The sequence below is a fragment of the Mycobacterium sp. NGS56 genome (assembly GCF_059812425.1).
In genome coordinates, this window is the sequence record NZ_JCALCQ010000008.1 from 13,693 (window position 1) to 35,848 (window position 22,156).

The 22,156-nt window shown below is 67.7% G+C and carries 15 protein-coding genes; 13 read left to right on the forward strand and 2 right to left on the reverse strand.

Translation table 11 applies throughout. The annotated features are described in order from the left end of the window. Nucleotides 1–47: 47 nt before the first annotated feature. The 7 genes from AC5Y4F_RS18440 to AC5Y4F_RS18470 all read left to right on the forward strand — a co-directional run bounded on the left by AC5Y4F_RS18440 (nt 48) and on the right by AC5Y4F_RS18470 (nt 9,509). Nucleotides 48–935: a TauD/TfdA dioxygenase family protein gene (locus tag AC5Y4F_RS18440; protein ID WP_499997803.1), complete on the forward strand. Its 888-nt coding sequence runs from the start codon at nt 48–50 to the stop codon at nt 933–935. A 202-nt stretch (nt 936–1,137) separates the two neighbouring features. Continuing rightward, the gene (locus AC5Y4F_RS18445; RefSeq protein WP_067940491.1) at nt 1,138–1,617 is read left to right on the forward strand and encodes a GreA/GreB family elongation factor; all 480 of its coding nucleotides are present in this window, start codon (nt 1,138–1,140) and stop codon (nt 1,615–1,617) included. A 43-nt stretch (nt 1,618–1,660) separates the two neighbouring features. Further along, a complete protein-coding gene (locus tag AC5Y4F_RS18450; protein ID WP_499997804.1) occupies nt 1,661–2,095 on the forward strand; it encodes a GtrA family protein in 435 nt (144 codons plus the stop codon). 32 nt (nt 2,096–2,127) lie between these two features. Further along, on the forward strand, nt 2,128–3,519 hold the full coding sequence (gene dprE1, locus AC5Y4F_RS18455; protein ID WP_067940320.1) for a decaprenylphosphoryl-beta-D-ribose oxidase: 1,392 nt from the start codon (nt 2,128–2,130) through the stop codon (nt 3,517–3,519). After that, the gene (dprE2, locus tag AC5Y4F_RS18460; protein ID WP_067940323.1) at nt 3,520–4,284 is read left to right on the forward strand and encodes a decaprenylphospho-beta-D-erythro-pentofuranosid-2-ulose 2-reductase; all 765 of its coding nucleotides are present in this window, start codon (nt 3,520–3,522) and stop codon (nt 4,282–4,284) included. It begins immediately after the preceding gene. 2 nt (nt 4,285–4,286) lie between these two features. After that, the gene (locus AC5Y4F_RS18465; protein ID WP_499997805.1) at nt 4,287–6,212 is read left to right on the forward strand and encodes a galactan 5-O-arabinofuranosyltransferase; all 1,926 of its coding nucleotides are present in this window, start codon (nt 4,287–4,289) and stop codon (nt 6,210–6,212) included. A gap of 6 nt (nt 6,213–6,218) precedes the next feature. After that, nucleotides 6,219–9,509, forward strand: a complete 3,291-nt coding sequence (locus AC5Y4F_RS18470) for an arabinosyltransferase domain-containing protein (protein ID WP_499997806.1) — start codon at nt 6,219–6,221, stop codon at nt 9,507–9,509. A 33-nt stretch (nt 9,510–9,542) separates the two neighbouring features. On the opposite strand, the gene AC5Y4F_RS18475 is transcribed toward AC5Y4F_RS18470, so the two are convergent. Beyond that, nucleotides 9,543–9,869, reverse strand: coding sequence for a hypothetical protein (locus AC5Y4F_RS18475; protein WP_231986483.1), 327 nt, complete (start codon nt 9,867–9,869; stop codon nt 9,543–9,545). Between the two features lie 78 nt (nt 9,870–9,947). On the opposite strand from AC5Y4F_RS18475, the gene AC5Y4F_RS18480 reads away from it, so the two are divergent. The 6 genes from AC5Y4F_RS18480 (at nt 9,948) to AC5Y4F_RS18505 (ending at nt 20,468) form a co-directional block, all read left to right on the forward strand. Beyond that, nucleotides 9,948–10,580, forward strand: a complete 633-nt coding sequence (locus tag AC5Y4F_RS18480) for a maleylpyruvate isomerase family mycothiol-dependent enzyme (RefSeq protein ID WP_067940498.1) — start codon at nt 9,948–9,950, stop codon at nt 10,578–10,580. Nucleotides 10,581–10,716: 136 nt separating this feature from the next. Beyond that, nucleotides 10,717–14,052 (forward strand): arabinosyltransferase domain-containing protein, encoded by a 3,336-nt coding sequence (locus AC5Y4F_RS18485; RefSeq protein WP_499997807.1) that lies wholly within the window; start codon nt 10,717–10,719, stop codon nt 14,050–14,052. Next, nucleotides 14,049–17,288 carry an arabinosyltransferase domain-containing protein gene (locus AC5Y4F_RS18490; protein ID WP_499997808.1) on the forward strand — a complete coding sequence of 1,080 codons (3,240 nt, stop codon included), beginning with the start codon at nt 14,049–14,051 and terminating at the stop codon, nt 17,286–17,288. Before AC5Y4F_RS18485 ends, AC5Y4F_RS18490 begins: the two co-directional genes overlap by 4 nt. 176 nt (nt 17,289–17,464) lie before the next feature. After that, on the forward strand, nt 17,465–17,980 hold the full coding sequence (locus AC5Y4F_RS18495) for a hypothetical protein (RefSeq protein WP_067940501.1): 516 nt from the start codon (nt 17,465–17,467) through the stop codon (nt 17,978–17,980). A 119-nt stretch (nt 17,981–18,099) separates the two neighbouring features. Continuing rightward, the gene (locus tag AC5Y4F_RS18500; protein WP_499997872.1) at nt 18,100–18,546 is read left to right on the forward strand and encodes an FHA domain-containing protein; all 447 of its coding nucleotides are present in this window, start codon (nt 18,100–18,102) and stop codon (nt 18,544–18,546) included. Nucleotides 18,547–18,692: 146 nt separating this feature from the next. Further along, nucleotides 18,693–20,468, forward strand: a complete 1,776-nt coding sequence (locus tag AC5Y4F_RS18505) for an acyl-CoA dehydrogenase family protein (RefSeq protein WP_499997809.1) — start codon at nt 18,693–18,695, stop codon at nt 20,466–20,468. Nucleotides 20,469–20,574: 106 nt separating this feature from the next. On the opposite strand, the gene AC5Y4F_RS18510 is transcribed toward AC5Y4F_RS18505, so the two are convergent. Further along, on the reverse strand, nt 20,575–22,149 hold the full coding sequence (locus AC5Y4F_RS18510) for an acyl-CoA carboxylase subunit beta (protein WP_156750245.1): 1,575 nt from the start codon (nt 22,147–22,149) through the stop codon (nt 20,575–20,577). Nucleotides 22,150–22,156: the final 7 nt, after the last annotated feature.

Below are 22,156 nucleotides of genomic sequence, written 5' to 3' on the forward strand. Positions count from 1 at the left end.
TCGTTTTGGGTGGACAGTCGTGCTCAAACGTCGGATGGAGGGCGCCGATGGAAATCGTGCCGTTGGGCCCAGGCTTTGCCGCGGAATTGCGCGGGGTCACCATCGGAGACGTCGCGTCGTCCGACGCCACGTACATGACGGTGCGCGCGGCGTTCGAGGAGCACTCGGTTCTGGTCTTTCATGACCAGGACGTCACCGATGAGGCGCAGCTCGCCTTCTCGCGCCGCTTCGGGCCGCTCGAAGTCACCAAGGCGAAGTCGCAGGGCCAGGGCACCAACCTCGTGATCTTGGCGACCCTCGACGAGAAGGGCCACGTAGTGCCGGAAGATGACCGGCTCGCCCTGGAGAACAAGGCGAACCAGCTGTGGCACACCGACAGTTCGTTCAAGCGGGTGCCGGCGCTCGCTTCGGTGCTGTCGTCGCGCATCGTTCCATCGCGGGGCGGTGAGACCGAATACGTCTCCACCAGACTTGCGTTCGGGCGCCTCGATCCGGCATTGCAGCGGCGGCTGGAGGATTCGTTCGCCTGGCATGAATACGCCTTTTCGCGCGGCAAGATCGCGCCCGATCTGGTCGGCCCGGCGGAGCGCGCCGCACTTCCGCCGCAATGTTGGCGCCTGGTGTGGAAGAACCCCGTCAATGGTCGCAAGGCGTTGTACATGGCCTCGCACACCTACGCGATCGAGGGCATGGAGCGGGACGCGGCCCAAGAGTTGCTTGACGAGCTGACCCGAGCGGCAACCGCTCCCGGTGCAAGCTATCTGCACTCGTGGCGCGCCGGTGATGTGGTGATGTGGGACAACCGCGCGGTCATGCACCGCGGCCGGCCATGGCCGGCCACAGAGCCGCGCTACATGGTGCGAAGCACGATCGCCGCGACGACCGTGGACGGGCTCGACGCGATGCGTGCGCCGACACACCGCGCGGCGGACTGACGGCCGCGACGATGCGGAGCGTGCGGCGCGCTCGTTGACCTGGCGTGACCGAATCATCCGGCGGGCGATTCGTCCCAGCGAGGACCTGGGAGATACCGGTTCGGAAACGAGCGGAGGCGCTTGCCGAATATGGTGGCGGCTACCTCCTCGTGGTGCGACACTGATACGCCATCCGAGCAAACTGGGCGAAAGGTCCACCGACGTGAGCAAAAAGGCGCCAACGGCAGCGGACGCCGCGCGGAACAATCTCGAAGCGGAGCTGGACCGGCTACGGCAACGCCGTGAGCGCCTCGAGGCCGAGGTCAAGAACGACCGCGGCATGGTGGGCGACCACGGCGACGCGGCCGAGGCGATCCAGCGGGCGGAGGAACTGGTGGTGCTCACCGACCGGATCAGCGAATTGGACCGGCGCTTGCGGACCGGGCCCACGGACGCCGACGCGTCCGAAACGCTGCCCGGCGGCACCGAGGTGACCCTGCGATTCGCCGATGGTGAAGTCGTCACCATGCGGGTGATCTCCATCATCGAGGAGACCCCCGTCGGCCAAGAAGCCGAGACGCTGACCGCGCGCAGCCCCCTGGCCCAGGCCCTGGCCGGCCGGAAGCCCGGTGACAAGGTGACTTACTCGACGCCGCAGGGCGAGAACCAGGTCGAGCTGATCTCGGTCAAGCTGCCCCGCTGACGCTCGCCCGGGAGGCCCCAACGGCCCCGTTAGACTCCCCTCGATGGTTGCCCCGGTACCCGATGCCGCGCCTGAAGACGCGCGACTGGACTTGAGCCTGACGACGCAGGTCCTCCGATTCGTCGTCACCGGGGGCATGGCGGGAATCGTGGACTTCGGGCTGTACCTGCTGCTGTGGAAGGTGCTGGGCGTACAGGTCGACCTGTCCAAGGCCACCAGTTTCATCGTCGGCACCATCACGGCCTACCTGATCAACCGCCGCTGGACCTTCCAGGCGACCCCCGGCACCGCCCGGTTCGTCGCAGTCATGGTTCTCTACGCGATCACGTTCGCCCTCCAGGTCGGGCTCAATCACCTATGTCTGGCGTTACTGCACTACCGGGGCTGGGCGCCGCTCGTCGCATTCGTGATCGCGCAGGGCACTGCGACGGTGATCAACTTCGTGGTACAGCGAGCCGTAATCTTCCGCATCCGCTGAGCCGCCCGAGGCAAGCGGTACCCTCTTTGACGATGTCGAGCACCGATCCCCTGACCAAGCGCGCCCAGCTGATGGGCTTCGGGCGCACCGCACCGTCGGTGGCCCAGGTGCTCTCTACCCGCGATCCGGAGGTGATCGCGAAGGCGGTAGCCCGGGTGGCCGACTCGGGCGATCCCAAGAGCCGCGGCGTGATCGCCCGGGGGCTGGGCCGTTCCTACGGCGACAACGCGCAAAACGGCGGCGGCCTGGTCATCGACATGACCTGGCTGGACCGCATTCACTCGATCAACGCCGACACCCGGCTGGTCGACGTCGACGCCGGCGTCAGCCTGGACCAGTTGATGAAGGCGGCGCTGCCGTTCGGGCTCTGGGTTCCGGTGTTGCCCGGCACCCGCCAGGTCACCGTCGGCGGCGCGATCGCCTGCGACATCCACGGCAAGAACCACCACAGCGCGGGCAGCTTCGGCAACCACGTCAGGTCGATGGATCTCCTCATGGCCGACGGCACCGTGCGCACCATCACCCCCGACGGCGACGATGCCGAGCTGTTCTGGGCAACCGTCGGCGGCAATGGGCTGACCGGGATCGTGCTGCGCGCCAGCATCGCGATGACGCCCACGGAGACGGCCTACTTCATCGCCGACGGCGTTGCCACCAAGAACCTCGATGAAACGGTCGCCGTGCACCTCGACGGCAGCGAAGCCAACTACACATACTCCAGCGCCTGGTTCGACCTGATCAGCCCGCCGCCGAAGCTGGGCCGGGCCGCGGTCAGCCGCGGCAGTCTGGCCAAGCTCGATCAGCTGCCGAAGAAGCTGGCCAAAAACCCGCTGAAATTCGACGCGCCGCAGCTGTTGACGGTGCCGGACGTGTTCCCGGTCAGTGCGATGAACAAGCTGTCGTTCATGGCGATCGGCGAAGTGTATTACCGGCTGGGGGGGACCTACAGCGGCAAGATCCAGAATCTGTCGCAGTTCTATCACATGCTCGACTTGGTCAGCGGCTGGAATAATGCCTACGGCCCAAGGGGTTTCGCGCAACACCAGTTCCTCGTCCCGCCCGACGCGATGGACGAATTCAAGGCCATCATCCGCTGGATCCAGACCAGCGGTCACTACTCGGCGCTGAACGTCTTCAAGCTCTTCGGCCCGGGCAACCGCGCGCCGCTGAGTTTCCCGATGGCGGGCTGGAACGTTGCCATGGACTTCCCCAACAAGCCGGGGATCAACGAGTTCCTCAACGAACTCGACAGGCGGGTGCTTGAATTCGGTGGACGGGTATACACCGCCAAAGATTCTCGCGTGAGCGCCGAAACCTTCCACGCCATGTATCCACGCATCGACGAATGGATCGCGGTGCGCCGCAAGGCCGACCCCTTGCGGGTCTTCGCCTCCGACATGGCCCGACGTTTGGAGCTGCTTTAAATGGTTCTCGATGCCGTAGGGAATCCGCAGACCATCCTGCTGCTCGGCGGTACCTCCGAGATCGGCCTGGCAATCTGCGAGCGGTACCTGCAGAACTGCCACGCGCGGATTGTATTGGCCGCCATGCCCGGTGACCCCGGCCGCGATGCCGCGGTGGCGCAGATGCAGGCTGCCGGCGCGCGCTCGGTCGAGTTGATCGATTTCGAAGCCACCGATCACGACACCCACCCCAAGATGATCGAGGCGGCCTTCGCCGACGGTGACGTCGACGTCGCGATTGTCGCGTTCGGCATCCTAGGGGACGCCGAAGAGCTGTGGCAGAACCAGCACAAGGCGGTGCTGGCCGCTGAGATCAATTACACCGCAGCGGTTTCGGTGGGAGTTCTGCTGGGCGAGAAGATGCGCGCCCAGGGCTTCGGCCAGATCATCGCGATGAGCTCGGCCGCCGGCGAAAGGGTGCGGCGGTCCAACTTCGTTTACGGCTCCACCAAGGCCGGATTGGACGGATTCTACCTGGGACTGGGAGAAGCGTTGCGCGAGTATGGGGTTCGCGTCCTGGTCATCCGACCCGGTCAGGTTCGTACTCGGATGAGCGCGCATGTCAAGGAAGCGCCGCTGACCGTCGACAAAGAATACGTCGCCAACCTCGCGGTGACTGCGGCCGCCAAAGGTAAGGAATTGGTTTGGGCACCAGCAGCATTCCGCTATGTGATGATGGTGTTGCGACACATCCCGCGTCCCATCTTCCGCAAGCTTCCCATCTGATAATGCGTAACGCACTGGCCACCTTCGGCCAGATGGCTGGGGCGGTGCTGGTCGCGGTTGCGGTCGCGGTGGTATCGCTGATCGCCATCGCCGGGGTCCAATGGCCGGCGTTTCCGTCCTCTAATCAACTGCACGCACTCACCACCGTCGGGCAGGTCGGCTGCCTGGCCGGCCTGGTCGCCGTCGGCGTGGTGTGGCGGCGCTGCACCCGTGCCCGCACCCGGTTTGCGACCCGACTGGCCGGCCTGATCTTCGTGTCCGCGTTCACCGTCGTGACGCTGGGCATGCCGCTGGGGGCGACCAAGCTGTATCTGTTCGGCATCTCAGTCGATCAGCAGTTCCGCACCGAATACGTGACCCGCCTCGCGGATAGCCCCGCCCTGCGCGACATGACCTATCTCGGCCTCCCGCCGTATTACCCGCCGGGCTGGTTCTGGATCGGCGGCCGCGTCGCGGCGCTCGGCGGGACACCGGCGTGGGAAATCTTCAAGCCGTGGGCCATCACCTCGATCACGATCGCCGTGGCGATCGCGCTGGTGCTGTGGTGGCGCATGGTCCGGTTCGAATACGCGCTGATCGTCACGACCGCGACCGCGGCGGTGACGCTGGCCTACGGCTCGCCCGAGCCCTACTCGGCGATGATCACCGTGTTGTTGCCGCCGATGCTGGTGCTGACCTGGTCGGGTCTTCGCGCCGGCGACCGGCCCGACGCGCCCGGCCGTGCCGGCTGGGGCGCGGTGATCGCCGCCGGGCTATTTCTCGGCTGGACGGCCACCTGGTACACGCTGCTGTTCGGGTTCAGCGCGTTCACCGTCGGGTTGATGGCGTTGTGGCTGGCCGGCGCGCGCTGGCAGCGGAACCGCAAAAGCGGCGGCGGAGTCAAGGCCGCGCTCGATCCACTGCGGCGCGTGGCCGTCATCGCCGGCATCGCCGTCGCGATCGCGTGCACGACCTGGTTACCGTTCGTCGTGCGGGCCGTGCACAGCCCGATCAGCAACTCCGGCAGCGCCATGCACTACCTGCCGGCCGACGGCGCCGAGTTGACGTTCCCGATGCTGCAGTTCACGCTGCTGGGCGTCGTCTGCCTGATCGGCACCCTGTGGCTGGTGCTGCGGGCCCGTTCCTCGGTGCGGGCCGGCGCCCTGGCCATCGGCGTGCTGGCCATCTATCTATGGTCCCTGCTGTCGATGCTGACAACGCTGGCGCGCACCACCCTGTTGTCGTTTCGGCTGCAGCCGACATTGAGCGTGCTGCTGGTCGCCTCCGGCGCGTTCGGCTTCCTCGAACTCGCGCGGGCGCTCGCCGCCGCGGGCCGCGACCGCAGCTGGGGCCGGGCCGTCGCCCCCGTGGCCGGCGCCATCGGCCTGGCCGCCGCGATCGCGTTCAGCCAGGACATCCCCGACGTGCTGCGGCCCGACCTCACCATCGCCTACACCGACACCGACGGTAACGGGCAGCGCGGGGACCGCCGGCCGCCCAGCGCCGAAAAGTTCTACGCCACAATCGACCACGCGATCACGCAGGTGACCGGCAAGCCGCGCGATCAGACCGTCGTGATGACGGCCGACTACAGCTTCCTGTCCTTCTACCCCTACTGGGGTTTCCAGGGCCTGACCTCGCACTACGCCAACCCGCTCGCACAGTTCGACCTGCGCGCCGCGCAGATCAACAAGTGGTCCGGCCTCAGGACCGCCGACGATTTCATCCATGCCCTGGACACCTGCCCCTGGCCGCCGCCGACGGTTTTCGTGATGCGCCGCGGTGCGGGAGGCAACTACACGCTGCGACTGGCCGAGGACGTTTACCCCAACCAGCCCAACGTCCGGCGCTACACCGTCGATCTGCGCGGAGCCCTGTTCGACAACCCGCGTTTCGTCGTCCAAAGCATCGGCCCATTTGTGCTGGCCATCCGCAAGGCGGGGGCGTAACTGCAGATGAGCACCGACGCCTCGCCTCAAGCGGGAGCCACCACCGGCGAAGAACTAGCATCTAGCTCCGTGAGCGACAGGGAAGCGAATCACCGGATCGCCCGGTTGGTCGCTTCCGTCGCCGGGCTGCTCGGAGTGCTGCTGGCCATCGCCACCCCGCTGCTTCCGGTCGACCAGACCACCGCCCAACTGAATTGGCCGCAGAACGGCACCTTCGCCAGCGTCGACGCGCCGCTGATCGGTTACGTCGCCACCGACTTGACCGTCACCGTCCCGTGCGAGGCCGCCGCCGGACTGGCCGGCGGCGGCAACACCGGCAAGACGGTGTTGCTGTCGACGGTGCCCAAGCAGGCACCGAAGGCCGTCGACCGGGGACTGCTGATCGTGCGTGCCAACGACGACCTGGTGCTGGTGGTGCGCAACGTGCCGGTGGTGACCGCCCCGCTGAGCCAGGTGCTCAGTCCGGCCTGCCAGCGGTTGACCTTCACCGCGCATGCCGACCGGGTGACCGCCGAATTCGTCGGGCTCACCCAGGGACCCAACGCCGAGCATCCCGGCGCGCCGCTGCGCGGTGAGAAAAGCGGCTACGACTTTCGGCCCCAGATCGTCGGGGTCTTCACCGATCTGAGTGGACCGGCACCGTCCGGTCTGCACTTCTCGGCGACCATCGACACCCGCTACAGCAGCAGCCCCACCCTGCTGAAGATGGCCGCGATGATCCTCGGCCTGGTGCTCACGGCCGCTGCCCTGGTCGCCCTACACGTCCTTGACACCACCGACGGAACCCGGCACCGTCGCTTCCTGCCCGCCCGCTGGTGGTCGATCGGCGGGCTGGACGCCCTCGTCATCGCCGTGTTGGTGTGGTGGCATTTCGTCGGCGCCAACACCTCCGACGACGGCTACATCCTGACCATGGCCCGGGTGTCCGAGCACGCCGGCTACATGGCCAACTACTACCGGTGGTTCGGCACGCCCGAGGCACCGTTCGGCTGGTACTACGACCTGCTGGCGTTGTGGGCACACGTGAGCACCACCAGCGTCTGGATGCGGTTGCCTACCCTGGCGATGGCCCTGACGTGCTGGTGGGTGATCAGCCGTGAAGTCATGCCCCGGCTGGGCCACGCCGTCAAACAGAACCGGACCGCGGCGTGGACCGCGGCGGGCATGTTCCTGGCCGTCTGGCTGCCGCTGGACAACGGTCTGCGTCCGGAGCCCATCATCGCCCTGGGCATCCTGCTGACCTGGTGCTCGGTGGAACGCGCGGTGGCCACCAGCCGGCTGCTGCCGGTGGCGATCGCCTGCATCATCGGTGCGCTGACCCTGTTCTCCGGGCCGACGGGCATCGCCTCGATCGGCGCGCTGCTGGTCGCGATCGGGCCGCTGCGGACCATCCTGCACCGGCGATTCAAACGGTTCGGTGCGCTGCCGCTGATCGCTCCCCTGCTGGCCGCGGTCACCGTCACTGCCATCCTGATCTTCCGCGACCAAACGCTGACCGGTGAGATCCAGGCCAGCATGCTCAAGCGCGCCGTCGGACCGAGCCTCAGCTGGTTCGACGAACACATCCGTTACGAGCGGCTGTTCATGGCCAGCCCCGACGGATCGGTCGCCCGCCGATTCGCCGTGCTGGCGCTGATTCTCGCGCTCGGGATCACGGTCGCAATGTCGTTGCGTAAGGGCCGAATTCCGGGCACTGCCGTCGGGCCGAGCCGGCGCATCGTCGGGATCACCATCATCTCCTTTGTGGCGATGATGTTCACGCCCACCAAATGGACGCACCACTTCGGGGTTTTCGCCGGACTTGCCGGGCCGCTGGGCGCGCTGGCTGCGGTCGCGGTGACCTCCGTGGCGATGCGCTCCCGGCGCAACCGCACCGTGTACGCCGCCGTGGTGTTGTTCCTGGTGGCGTTGTCGTTCGCCAGTGTCAACGGCTGGTGGTACGTATCGAATTTCGGTGTGCCATGGTCGAATGCGTTCCCGGCCTGGCACTACGCCTTCGCCACCGCGCTGCTGGGCTTGACCGTAGTGGTGCTGCTGCTGGCGGCGTGGTTCCACTTCGTCGCCCCGGACTCGAGCCGGTTCCAAGGGCCGCCCAAGACCCGCCTGGGCGCGCGGGCGGCCGTAATTGTTCAGTCCCCCTTGGCAATTGCGACCTGGGTGCTGGTGGTGTTCGAGGTGGCATCGCTGACCCTGGCGATGACCGACCAATACCCGGCGTGGTCGGTTGGTCGCTCCAACCTGCAGGCTCTGACCGGGAAGTCGTGCGGGCTGGCCGACGACGTGCTGGTGGAGCAGGATCCCAACGCCGGGATGCTTACGCCGGTGAACGCGTCGGTGGCCGATGCGCTGGGCGCGGGCCTGTCGGAAGCCTTCACGCCCAACGGAATTCCCGCCGACGTGCGCGCCGACCCGGTGATGGAACGTCCCGGCGACCGCAGCTTCGTCAACGACGAGGAGAAGACCGGCAGCAACCAGGCCGGCACCGAGGGTGGCACCACCCCCGCGCCGGGGATCAACGGTTCGTCAGCCCAGCTGCCCTTCAACCTCGACCCGGCGCGCACACCGGTGCTGGGCAGCTGGCGCTCCGGCATCCAGGTGCCCGCGCACCTGCGGTCCAGCTGGTACCGGCTGCCCGCCCGCGACAAGGCGGGGCCGCTGCTGGTGGTGAGCGCCGCTGGGCGCTTCGACCCGCGCGAGGTCCAGGTGCAGTGGGCCACCGATGACCAGGCGGCCGGCGGACACGCCGGCGGTTCGCTCCAATTCGCGGACGTGGGCGCGTCGCCGGCCTGGCGCAATTTGCGGTTGGCGATGTCTGCGATTCCCAGTAGCGCCACCCAGGTTCGCCTGGTCGCCGACGACGAAGACCTGGCCCCGCAGCACTGGATCGCGCTGACCCCGCCGAGGATTCCGCAGCTGAGCACGTTGCAGCACGTGGTGGGCTCGACCGACCCGGTGTTTTTGGACTGGCTCGTCGGGCTGGCCTTCCCCTGCCAGCGACCATTCGGTCACCAGAACGGCCTCGACGAGACTCCGAGGTGGCGCATCCTGCCGGACCGATTCGGCGCCGAGGCGAACTCACCGGTGATGGACAACAATGGCGGCGGCCCGCTGGGCGTCACGGAGCTGCTGGTCAAGGCGACCACCATGGCCACCTATCTCAAGGACGACTGGTCTCGCGATTGGGGCTCGCTGCAACGGCTGACCCCGTATTACCCCGACGCCCAACCCGCCCACCTGTTGCTGGGGACGGCGACGCGCAGCGGCCTGTGGGGCCCGGCGCCGCTACGCAAGACCTAGCCGTCGCTTGACCGCGAAGCGCCGGCGGCTCAGTCAGCTTCCCGGCGGCTGCGGGCAGAAGAACAGGCCGCAATTTCCCGGCGGCTTACGGATCGGCGCGGGTGGATTGGGGCCGTCCCAAATGGTGTTCCAGCGGCCACCGACGTTTCCCTTCGGGCCGCCCACGAGTAGGTACCAGGTGTGGCAGGCTCCCATATCCCACTGAATGTCGGCCTGAGGCAGGGGCTGTCCCGGGCACCATTGATGCGGGCCCTCCGCCCAGGAGTCGGCGTGCGCGGTTCCGGTGGCCGTACCGAAACCCGCCACCGCCAGGCCGACCGACAACACCGCCCCGGCGATCATCGACTTCAGGCTGTTCATGGACGAAGTATGGCGCCGAGCGCTGCCGAATCTAGTGGAATCTTTCCGAAATTCTTGCAGCGGGCCACACTCGACTTCATGGCCCCTGACGACGCACCCCTGATGACCATGGCCCGCGACGAGCGGGCCGACCTCGCGGAATTTCTTGGCACCCTGACACCGCAAGACTGGGAGGCGCCCACCCTGTGCACCCGTTGGAACGTGAAAGACGTTGTCGCGCATGTGGTCAGCTACGAGGAGCTAGGTGTACCGGGGTTGCTGAAACGATTCGCCAAAGGCTGGATCGTGCGGGCGAATCAAGTGGGCGTAGACGAATTCGCTGCTGCGACCCCCCAACAACTGCTGGAATTCCTGCGTAGCCACCTCCAACCGCGGGGACTCACAGCAGGTTTCGGCGGGATGATCGCGCTCGTCGACGGCACCATCCATCACCAGGACATCCGGCGCGCACTTGGCCGGCCGCGCGACGTGCCAAAGGATCGGCTCGAGCGAATTCTTCCGCTGGTGCCCGGCAATCCCCGACTCGGCGCGGGACGCAGGATCCGGGGCCTGCACCTGCGCGCCACCGATGTCGAGTGGACGCACGGCGACGGGCCCGAGGTGACCGGCCCCGGCGAGGCGCTCCTGCTGGCCATGACCGGGCGTCCGGCCGCGCTGGCCGACCTAACCGGGCCGGGGGTTGGCACGCTGGCGGCCCGGGTCCGCGGATAGCGTTTCGGGGGCCGACGTCTTGTGTCCGCGGCCCCGCGTCCTCATCGGACAACGCTGACGGTCCGACTCGGTCCCGGGGCCCTGCGCGGCCCCGCGTCCTCATCGGACAAAGCCGCGTCGCTTACGATCGAGCCTCGTGCCCCACGACGGTAAAGAGCGATCGCAGCGGATCCCCAGATCGGTGGCCGCCATCGCGGGAATCGTGGGCCTGCTGCTGTGCCTGTCCGTCCCTCTGCTTCCGGTAAAACAGACCACCGCAACGATCCTTTGGCCCCAGGGCAGCACGGCCGGCCACGTCAGCCAGATCACCGCGCCCCTGGTATCGGGAGCGCCGCGCGCGCTGGACATCTCCATCCCCTGCCCGGACATCGCCACGCTGCCCGCCGGCGGCGGCTTGGTGGTCTCGACCCTGCCACCCGGCGGCATCGACGCCGGGAAGAACGGGCTCTTCGTGCGAGCCGGCACGGACGTGGTCGTCGTAGCATTCCGGGACACGGTGGCCGCGGTCGCACAACGCTCGGCGGTCGCCACCGGGGCCTGCAGCGTGCTGCACGTCTGGGCCGACGCCGGCGCGACGGGCGCCGATTTCGTCGGCATACCCGGCGCCTCCGGGGTGCTGCCCGCCGAAAAGAAACCCCAGGTTGGCGGCGTCTTCACCGACATGAAGGTGCGCGCGGGGCCGGGGCTGTCCGCCCGCATCGACATCGACACCCGATTCATCACCGCGCCCACCATCGTCAAGGAAATCGTGATGGTCCTGGGCGCGCTGGCGGTGCTGACGGCCATCGCCGCGCTCGCCGTGCTGGACCGCCGCAGCCGAGGCGGCAGCACCCTGCTCAACTGGCGCTCCCCCATCGCCTGGCTCTCCAGATACCGCCCCGGCACCCGCCTGGCCAACTGGCGGCGAGTGGGGATCGCGACCTGGATCGCCGACGCCGGCGTGATCGCCACCCTGCTGCTGTGGCACATCATCGGCGCCACCTCATCGGACGACGGCTACAACCTGACCATCGCGCGCGTCGCCCCGGGTGCCGGCTACATCGCCAACTACTACCGCTACTTCGGCACCACGGACGCACCCTTCGACTGGTACCTCGGGGTGCTGTCCAAGCTGGCCTCGGTGAGCACGGCCGGCGTCTGGATGCGCCTGCCCGCCACCGTGGCAGCAATCGGGTGCTGGCTGATCATCAGCCACTGGATGCTGCGCCGGCTCGGGCCTGGCCGTGGCGGCCTCGCGGCCAACCGGGTAGCGGTCTTCACCGCGGGCGCGGTGTTCGTGGCGGCGTGGCTGCCGTTCAACAACGGTCTGCGGCCCGAACCGCTGATCGCCCTCGGCGTGCTGGTCACCTGGATGCTGATGGAACGTGCGATAGCGCTGCGGCGGCTGGCGCCCGCTGCGGTGGCCATCATCGTGGCGCTGCTCAGCGCGACGCTCGCACCGCAGGGCCTGATCGCCGTCGCCGCGCTGCTGACCGGCGCGCGGGCCGTCGCCCAGACGATCCGGCGCCGCCGGGCGACCGACGGACTGCTGGCACCGCTGGCGGTGCTGGCGGCCTCGCTGTCGCTGATCCTCGTGGTGGTGTTCCGCAGCCAGACGTTGGCCACGGTCGGCGAGGCGGCCCGCATCAAATACAAGGTCGGCCCGACCATCGCCTGGTACCAGGATTGGCTGCGCTACTACTTCCTCACGGTGGAGTCCAACCCCGACGGATCGATGGCGCGGCGATTCGCCGTACTGGTGCTGCTGCTGTGCATGTTCGGGATGCTGGTCACCCTGCTGCGCCGGGGCCGGATCCCGGGCGTGGCCAGCGGCCCCGCGTGGCGATTGATCGGCACCACCGCATTCGGACTGCTGTTGTTGACGTTCACCCCGACCAAGTGGGCGGTCCAGTTCGGCGCGTTCGCCGGGCTGGCCGGGGCGTTGGGCGCTGTCACCGCGTTCGCCCTGGCCCGAATCGGCCTGCACAACCGCCGCAACCTGACCCTGTACGTCACGGCGCTGCTGTTCGTGCTGGCGGTGGCGACCTCGGGCATCAACGGCTGGTTCTACGTCGGCAACTACGGGGTGCCGTGGTACGACATCCAACCGGTCGTCGCAAGCCACCCGGTGACTTCGATGTTCCTGACGCTGTCGATCGCGACCGGCCTGCTGGCCGCCTGGCAGCACTTCCGGATGGACTACGCCGGGCACACCGAGGTCAAGGACAACCGGCGCAACCGGGTGCTCGCGTCGACCCCGCTGCTCGTGGTCGCGACCATCATGGTCGTCGGCGAAGTCGCCTCGCTGACCAAGGGCGCGGTGTTGCGCTACCCGCTCTACACCACCGCCAAGGCGAACCTCGCCGCAATCACTTCGGGGCTGTCCCCCGCCAGCTGCGCCATGGCCGACGACGTGCTGGCCGAGCCCGACCCCAATGCGGGCATGCTGCAGCCGGCGCCCGGGCAGACGTTCGGGCCGGACGGCCCGCTGGGCGGTGTCAACCCGGTCGGCTTCAAACCCGACGGCGTCGGCGACGACCTGCGGTCGTACCCGGTGGTCACCAAGCCGGGCGTGGTGAATTCCACCGGGTCACCCAACAAACCCAATGCCACCATGAGCGACTCTGCGGGGACGGCCGGCGGGAGAGGACCGGTCGGGGTAAACGGGTCGCATGCCGCGCTGCCGTTCGGACTCGACCCGGGCCGCACGCCGGTGATGGGCAGCTACGGCGAGAATTCGCTGGCCGCCAGCGCGACCTCGGCGTGGTACCAGCTGCCGCCGCGTAGCCCCGACCGGCCGATCGTGGTGGTGACGGCGGCCGGTGCCATCTGGTCGTACAAGGAGGATGGCACCTTCACCTATGGGCAGCAGCTGAAACTGCAGTGGGGCCACCGCGACTTGGCCCGTCCCGATAGCACCACCCAGCCGCTGGCAGAGGTGTATCCGATCGACATCGGGCCGGAGCCGGCGTGGCGCAACCTGCGGTTCCCGCTGACCTGGGCGCCGCCCGAGGCGAACGTGGCTCGCATCGTCGCGTACGACCCGAACCTGAGCTCGGATCAGTGGTTCGCGGTCACGCCGCCGCGGGTCCCGGAGCTGCAGACCCTGCAGCAGTTGATGGGGTCGCAGACCCCCGTGCTGATGGACATCGCCACCGCCGCGAACTTCCCGTGCCAGCGGCCGTTCTCCGAACACCTTGGCGTTGCGGAACTTCCGGCCTACCGCATCCTGCCCGATCACAAGCAGACGGCGGCGTCGTCGAACGGATGGCAGGCCAGTGAGGACGGGGGTCCGTTCCTGGTCACTCAGGCGATGCTTCGTACCTCGACGGTCGCGACGTACCTGCGTGGCGACTGGCATCGCGACTGGGGATCGGTGGAGCAGTACTTCCGGTTGGTGCCGGCCGATCAGGCGCCGGACGCCGCAATCGAACAGGGTGTGATGACAGTGCACGGCTGGAGCCGGCAGGGACCGATTCGGGCGCTGCCATGAGTGTCACGACCGTCGACAAGCGCGAGGACGAAGCGGCACCCCGTCAGGATGTGCGCGTGACTCGCTGGGTCGCAACGATCGCCGGGCTGCTCGGCTTCATCCTGTCGATCGCGACCCCGCTGCTGCCCGTCGTGCAGACCACCGCGCAGCTGAATTGGCCGCAGGGCGGCCAGTTGAACAGCGTTACGGCCCCGCTGATTTCGCTGACACCGGTCGACGTGCACGTGACCGTGCCGTGCTCGGTGGTGCGCGGCCTGCCACCGGAGGGCGGGGTCGTGCTCAGCACGGCGCCCAAGAAGGGCAAGGACGCCGCGCTCAACGCGTTGTTCGTGGTGGTCAACGGGAAGCGCGTCGACGTCACCGACCGCAACGTCGTGATCGCCAGCGCCGCCCGCGATCAGGTGGAGTCGGCACAGTGCCAGCGCATCGAGATCACCTCGACCAAGGCGGGCGCGTTCGCCACATTTGTCGGACTGACTGATGCGGCGGGCAAGCCGCTCGGCGGCGGCTTCCCCGACCCGAACCTGCGGCCGCAGATCGTCGGGGTGTTCACCGACCTCAGCGGGCCGGCACCGGCGGGTCTGCACCTCTCGGCGACGATCGACACCCGCTTCTCCACCACCCCAACGACTTTGAAGCTAGCAGCGATGGTGCTGGCCATCGTGTCCACCATTGTCGCGCTGATCGCCCTATGGCGGCTCGATCAGCTGGACGGCCACCGGATGCGCCGGCTCATTCCGGCGAACTGGCGCACGTTCACCCTGGCCGACGTCACGGTGATCTCCGGCTTCGTGCTGTGGCATGTGATCGGGGCGAACTCGTCGGACGACGGCTACATCCTGGGCATGGCCCGGGTCGCCGACCGTGCCGGCTACATGTCGAACTACTTCCGCTGGTTCGGTAGCCCCGAGGACCCCTTCGGCTGGTACTACAACCTGCTGGCGCTGATGACCCATGTCACCGACGCCAGCCTGTGGATGCGGTTGCCGGACTTGATCGCCGGGATCGTGTGCTGGCTGCTGCTCTCGCGCGAGGTGCTGCCCCGGCTGGGGCCCGCGGTGGCCGCCAGCAAGGCGGCGAACTGGGCGGCGGGCATGGTGCTGTTGACGGCCTGGATGCCGTTCGACAACGGCCTGCGCCCCGAGCCGATCATCGCCGTCGGGTCGCTGATCACCTACGTGCTGATCGAGCGCTCGATGCGCTACAGCCGGCTGACGCCGGCCGCGCTGGCCGTCATCACCGCGGCCTTCACCCTCGGCGTTCAGCCCACCGGGTTGATCGCGGTGGCCGCGCTGGTCGCCGGTGGCCGTCCGATCCTGCGGATTCTGGTGAAACGCCATCGCCTGGTCGGCACCTGGCCGCTGGTGGCGCCGATGCTGGCCGCCGGCACGGTCATCCTGACCGTGGTGTTCGCCGATCAGACGCTGTCAACGGTGTTGGAAGCCACCAGGATTCGCACCGCGATCGGCCCCAGCCAGGCGTGGTACACCGAGAACCTGCGCTACTACTACCTGATCCTGCCCACCGTCGACGGTTCGCTGTCGCGCCGCTTCGGCTTCCTGGTCACCGCGCTGTGCCTCTTCACCGCGGTCTTCATCATGTTGCGGCGCAAGCGAATTCCCGGCGTGGCGCGCGGGCCGGCCTGGCGGCTGATGGGCGTCATCTTCGGCACCATGTTCTTCCTGATGTTCACCCCCACCAAGTGGGTGCACCACTTCGGGCTGTTTGCCGCGGTGGGGGCGGCGATGGCCGCGCTGACGACCGTGCTGGTGTCGCACGAGAGCTTGCGCTGGTCGCGCAACCGCATGGCCTTCCTTGCGGCGCTGCTGTTCGTGCTGGCGCTGTGTTTCGCCACCACGAACGGCTGGTGGTACGTGTCGAGCTTCGGTGTCCCGTTCAACAACGTGATGCCGAGGATCCACGGAATCAGCATCAGCACTGTCTTTTTCGCGTTGTTCGTGATCGTCGCGCTGTACGCGGCGTACCTGCACTTCGCGCCCAGGGACCGCGGCGAAGGACGGCTGGCGCGGGCGCTGACCGCCGCGCCCATCCCCCTCGCGGCCGGCTTCATGGCGCTGGTGTTCGTCGCCTCGATGGTGGCCGGCATCGTGCGCCAGTACCCCACCTACTCCAATGCCTGGGACAATTTGCGGGAGTTCAGCGGCGGCTGCGGGCTGGCCGACGACGTGCTCGTCGAGCCGGACAGCAATGCCGGCTTCATGGTGCCTTTCAAAACAGGGGAGCCGGACAATTACGGCCCGCTGGGGCCGTTGGGTGGGGTCAGCCCAACGGGATTCACGCCCAACGGCGTGCCGGACCGCACCCTGGCCGAGTCGATCAAGGAGACGGAGGTGCCGCAGCCCGGCACCGACTACGACTGGGATGCGCCGACCAAACTGAAGGCCCCCGGCGCCAACGGCTCGACGGTCCCGCTGCCGTATGGCCTCGACCCCAGCCGGGTGCCGCTGGCCGGCAGCTACACCACCGGCGCGCAGCAGCAGAGCCGGCTCACCTCGGCGTGGTACCAGCTGCCGAAGCCCGACGACGGACACCCCCTGGTGGTGGTGACCGCCGCGGGCACTATCGCCGGCAACAGCATCCTGCACGGCCATACCAGCGGGCAGACGGTGGAGCTTGAATTCGGCAGGCCCGGTCCCGGCGGCGCGGTGCAGCCGGCCGGCCGACTGGTGCCCTACGACCTGTACGGCGAGCAGCCGAAGGTGTGGCGCAACCTGCGCTTCGCGCGTTCCCAGATGCCCGCCGACGCGGTCGCGGTGCGGGTGGTCGCCGAGGACCTGTCCCTGACGCCGGATGACTGGATCGCGCTGACCCCGCCGCGCGTGCCGGAGCTGCGTTCCCTGCAGGAGTACATCGGTTCGAAGCGGCCGGTGCTGATGGACTGGGCCGTCGGGCTGGCGTTCCCGTGCCAGCATCCGATGCTGCATTCCAACGGCGTCACCGAGATTCCGGAGTTCCGCATCACGCCGGACTACAACGCCAAGAAGCAGGACACCGACACCTGGCAGGACGGCGTCAACGGCGGCCTGCTGGGCATCACCGACCTGCTGCTGCGGGCCCACGTCATGTCGACGTACCTGTCCCATGACTGGGGCCGCGACTGGGGATCGCTGCGCAAATTCGACACCATCGCCGACGCGCACCCGGCGCAACTCGACCTGGGCACGGCGACCCGCACCGGATGGTGGTCGCCGGGACCGATCCGCATCAAGCCATAAAGCGCCGAATAAAACACGCCGTTGCAAAATCGCGGTGCGCCGTAATTATTCATCGGTCGAATAGTGCGACCGAATTAACGGCCGAGTAATTACTGGTCAAAGGTTTGATCTAGCCATTTTCCGGTCAATACTATTTCGCTGTGGTCCCTTTCACACGACGGAAAAGGATGGCCCGAATGCAAACGCTGACACGCTTGGGAACGTGCACGGCCGCAGCCGCGCTGCTGGTCGCCCCAGCTTCGAGTGTGGCCATCGGGGTGGCGGGCGCCGACGGCGGCGGCACGACCGTGGTTTTCGACAACTACTTGCGGCGTTGCGATTTCAGCAAGGTGGCCATCGCCCCCAAGGTGCCCAGCCCGATGCTCGGTACCGGTTCGGCCATCGTCCGCACCAGCGGGAACCGGGCCGTCGCCGAGGTGCATCTGGTGGACGGCCCCGAACCGGGCGCGCATTACGATGTCGGGCTCATCGAAGAACCCCGCCCGGCGTCGTCGACCTGTGGACCCGGAGACCCGGGAACCGCATTTACCGGCATGGATCTCGATGGCGCGGGAAACGGAACGGCCACCGTTGTCGACGCAATTCGACCGGGCACGACGGGCGTATGGGTGATGATCGAGCGCCCGAATGCGAACTCGCAGAACCCGGCGGAGTTCTATACGTCGGAGTTCCTGGTGCCGGTGCGGGCGTAGCCACCGCCGGCCACCCCCGTGCCACAATCGCCCCGGAGGAAACAGGGACTTCGGTCTCTATCTTGACACTCACGGCGATGCTGCGATGGCAAGATCGACGGGGGCTTGGAAAGGGTGCGGTGTCGGCGTCATACGAAAAGACCAGACAGCAACCGGTCGTGCCGGGTGAAGCCACCGACGGCATCGGTTCGGTGCTACCTGCCGACGTGCACGACGAAATCGACACCTCGTCGGCCGTCGCCGAAGCGGCCGCGACGCTGGCCCGCGGCTCGGCCATCCTCGTGGTGAAGCGCGGTCCCAATGTGGGAGCGAAGTTCGTGTTGAACCAGCCGGTCACGAACGCGGGGCGCCATCCCGCCAGCGACATCTTTCTCGACGACATCACGGTCAGCCGCAGGCACGCCGAGTTCCACGCCCAAAACGGGGAATTCCGCGTCGTCGACCTCGGTAGCCTCAACGGCACGTACCTCAACCGCGCCGCGGTCGAATCCGCGGTGCTGGCCAACGGCGATGTGCTCCAAATCGGCAATTTCCGGCTGATATTCCTCACCGCCGCGGGCGGCTGACACTCCGTGGCGGTGCTGTGCCGGCCGAAGCGCGCCCCCGGCAGACCATCGAATTCGATTCCGGCAAAACGGTTTTCGTCGCCACGCCGGCGGTGCCCGCTACGCGCTGCTGCCAGACGATCCGCTCGGCGCGTACCGTCTGACGGATGAGTGACTACGCCGTCGAGGCGGTGGACCGGCTGCCGTTTTCCACCGACGAGAAATCGCAGCGCTATGCGACCGAGAACTACCGCGGAGCCGTCGGGCTCAACTGGTACCTCACCGATCCCACGCTGCGGTTGACCATGGCCTACTACCTCGAGCCCGACGAATTGGAGCTGGCCGAACGCCACTTGACGCGCATCGGTGAACTGATGGGCGGCCCCGTGGCGCGCTGGGCTGAGGAGACGGATCGCAACCCGCCGCAGCTGCGGCGCTACGACCGGTGGGGCCACGACATCAGCGAGGTGGTGATGCCGGCATCCTTCACGCAGTCCAAACGGGCAGTCCTGGATGCCCAGCAGGCGCTGCGAACCGAGGCGCGTGAAGCGAAGGTGAGCTCGTCACTGCCGATGTTCGCGTCGAATTATCTGCTCAACCAAGCCGACATCGGCATGGGTTGCGCGTTGGGCACCGGCGGCGGGATGGTTCAGTCGTTGGTGGCCGCCTACGCGCCGCCCGATGTGGCCGAGCATGTGCTGGCCAAATTCGCCTCGGGCGAGTGGGCCGGCGAGACGGCGCAGTTGCTGACCGAACGCACCGGCGGCTCCGATTTGGGAGCGCTGGAGACCACCGCGACCCGGCAAGGGGACGCGTGGTTGTTGAACGGCTTCAAGTGGTTCGCATCCAACTGCGCCGGGCAGGCGTTCGTTGTCCTCGCGAAACCCGAAGGCGCACCGGACTCTTCGCGGGGCGTCGCCAACTTCCTGGTGCTGCGCACCCGCCGCGACGGCTCGCGTAACGGGGTCCGGGTCCGGCGGCTCAAGGACAAGCTCGGCACCCGCTCGGTGGCCTCGGGCGAGGTCGAATTCGTCGATGCCGAAGCGTTTTTGCTGTCCGGTGAGCCCTCCGACGCCACCGCGGGTCCATCGGACGGCAAGGGGTTGGGACGCATGATGGAGCTGACCAACGCCGCACGCCTGGGCATCGCGTTGTTCGCGCTCGGTAATGCGCGACGCGCCTTGGTCGAATCGCTGTGTTATGCCCGGCAACGCCGGGCGTTCGGCGGGGCCCTCATCGACAAGCCACTGATGCGACGCAAACTCGCCGAGATGATCGTCGACGTCGAGGCCGCGCAGGCGTTGGTGTTCGACGGCACCGGCGCCACCAACCATCGTCAGCCGCGCAGCATGCGGCAACGGATCGCCGTGCCGGTCACCAAGCTCAAGGTGTGCCGGCTGGGGATCACCGCGGCGTCGGATGCGATCGAAATCCACGGCGGCAACGGGTATATCGAGACCTGGCCGGTGGCGCGGCTGCTGCGCGATGCGCAGGTGAACACGATCTGGGAGGGCCCAGACAACATTCTGTGTCTGGATGTGCGACGCGGCATCGAGCAGGCCCGCGCGCACGAGACGCTGCTGGCTCGGCTGCGCGATGCGGTGTCGGTCGCCGACGACGGCGAAGCCACCCGGCTGGTCACCGGCCGGATCGAGGACCTCGACGCCGCGATCACCGCGTGGAGCAAACTCGACAGACAGGTGGCCGAGGCGCGGCTTTTTCCGCTGGCCCAATTCATGGGCGACGTCTATGCCGGTGCGTTGCTCATCGAGCAGGCAGCCTGGGAGCGTGCCACCCGCGGCGCTGAGCGCAAGGCGCTTGTCGCGCGGCTCTACGCGCAGCGCTATCTCGCGGATCGCGGGGCACTGCGCGGTATCGACGCCGACTCCGACGAGGCGCTGGAGCACTTCGACGAGCTGCTCGACGGCGCGCTGCGGGTATAGGTGCGACGGCCTCGGATCATGTGTGCCGGTTCGGAACGCGGTAGCGCATCCGCTAGCACGTTTGGCACTCACCTATTGACGGCCGACTCCAGCGCCGGCGACAGGATCAAATCGGGATGAGACCGTGCTTGCGTGCCGTGCGGAACCACAGCTGCTTCTCCCGCAGCAGCCTCATCGACTTGCGCAGCAACAGCCTGGTTTCGTGAGGGTCGATGACCGCGTCGATGAAGCCGCGCTCGGCCGCGGTCCACGGAATTGCCATGTTGAGGTTGTAGCCCTCGATAAAGTCCTTCTTGATCTGCTGCGCCTCGGGCGTGGTGGGGTCGGGGAATCGTTTCATCAGTAGCTGCGCCGCCCCCTCGGCGCCGATCACCGCGATGCGCGCGGTCGGCCAGGCGAAGTTGAAGTCGGCGGTCAGCTGCCGCGAGCCCATCACGGCGTAGGCGCCGCCGTAGGACTTGCGGACCGTGATCGTCACTTTCGGCACGTCGGCCTCGACGACCGAGTAAAGGAACCGGCCGCCGCGCTTGATGATGCCGTTCTTCTCCTGCTCGGCGCCCGGCAGGAAGCCCGGCGTGTCCACGACGAAGACCAGCGGGATGTTGAACGCGTCGCAGAACCGGATGAATCGCGCCGCCTTGTCGGAGGCCTCGTTGTCGATCGACCCCGACAGGTGCATGGGCTGGTTGGCGATCACGCCCACCGGGCGCCCGTCGACCCGGGCGTACCCGGTGATGATGGCCGGCCCGTGCTGCGCCGCGACCTCGAGGAAGTCTCCGTCGTCGAAGATCCGCAACAGGATCTCGTGCATGTCGTAGGCCATGTTGTCCGAGTCCGGAACGATCGTGTCGAGCTCCAGATCGGTCGGGGTCGTCTCGGGCTCCAGGCCCGGGTTGACGATCGGCGGCTCGCTGACCGCGCTCGACGGCAGAAACGACAGGAAGTCGCGCACGTACTGGAACGCCTCGGCCTCGGAATTCACCACCTGGTGGATGTTGCCGTAGCGGGCCTGGGCGTCCGAGCCGCCGAGCTCATCGAGGGTGACGTCCTCACCGGTGACCTCCCGGATCACGTCGGGGCCGGTGACGAAGAAATAGCCCTGGTCGCGCACCGAGACCAACAGGTCGTCCTGGATCGGCGAATAGACCGCTCCCCCAGCGCATTTGCCGAAGATGAGGGAGATCTGCGGCACCAGCCCGGACAGCGCCTCGTGCCGGCGACCCAGCTCGGCATACCACGCCAGCGAGGTGACCGCGTCCTGGATCCGGGCGCCACCGGAGTCCTGGATGCCGATGATCGGGCAGCCGACCATCGCGCACCACTCCATCAGGCGCGCGACCTTGCGGCCGAACATCTCGCCGACCGTCCCCTGGAACACGGTCTGGTCGTGGGAGAACACCCCGACCGGACGGCCGTCGATCATGGCATGGCCGGTGATGCAGCCGTCACCGTAGAGCGCATTCGGGTCGTTGGGCGTTTTGGCCAGCGCCCCGACTTCCAGGAAGGTGCCCGGATCGACCAGAGCGTGGACCCGCGCGCGGGCGCTCGGAATGCCCTTCTTGTCGCGCTTGGCGGCGGCCTTCTCGCCGCCGGGCTCCTTGGCCAACTCGAGGCGGGCTCGGAGCTCGGCCAGCTTTTCGGCGGTGGTGTGCTGGATGGGAGCTGCCCCCGAAGCCGGCACGGTCTCC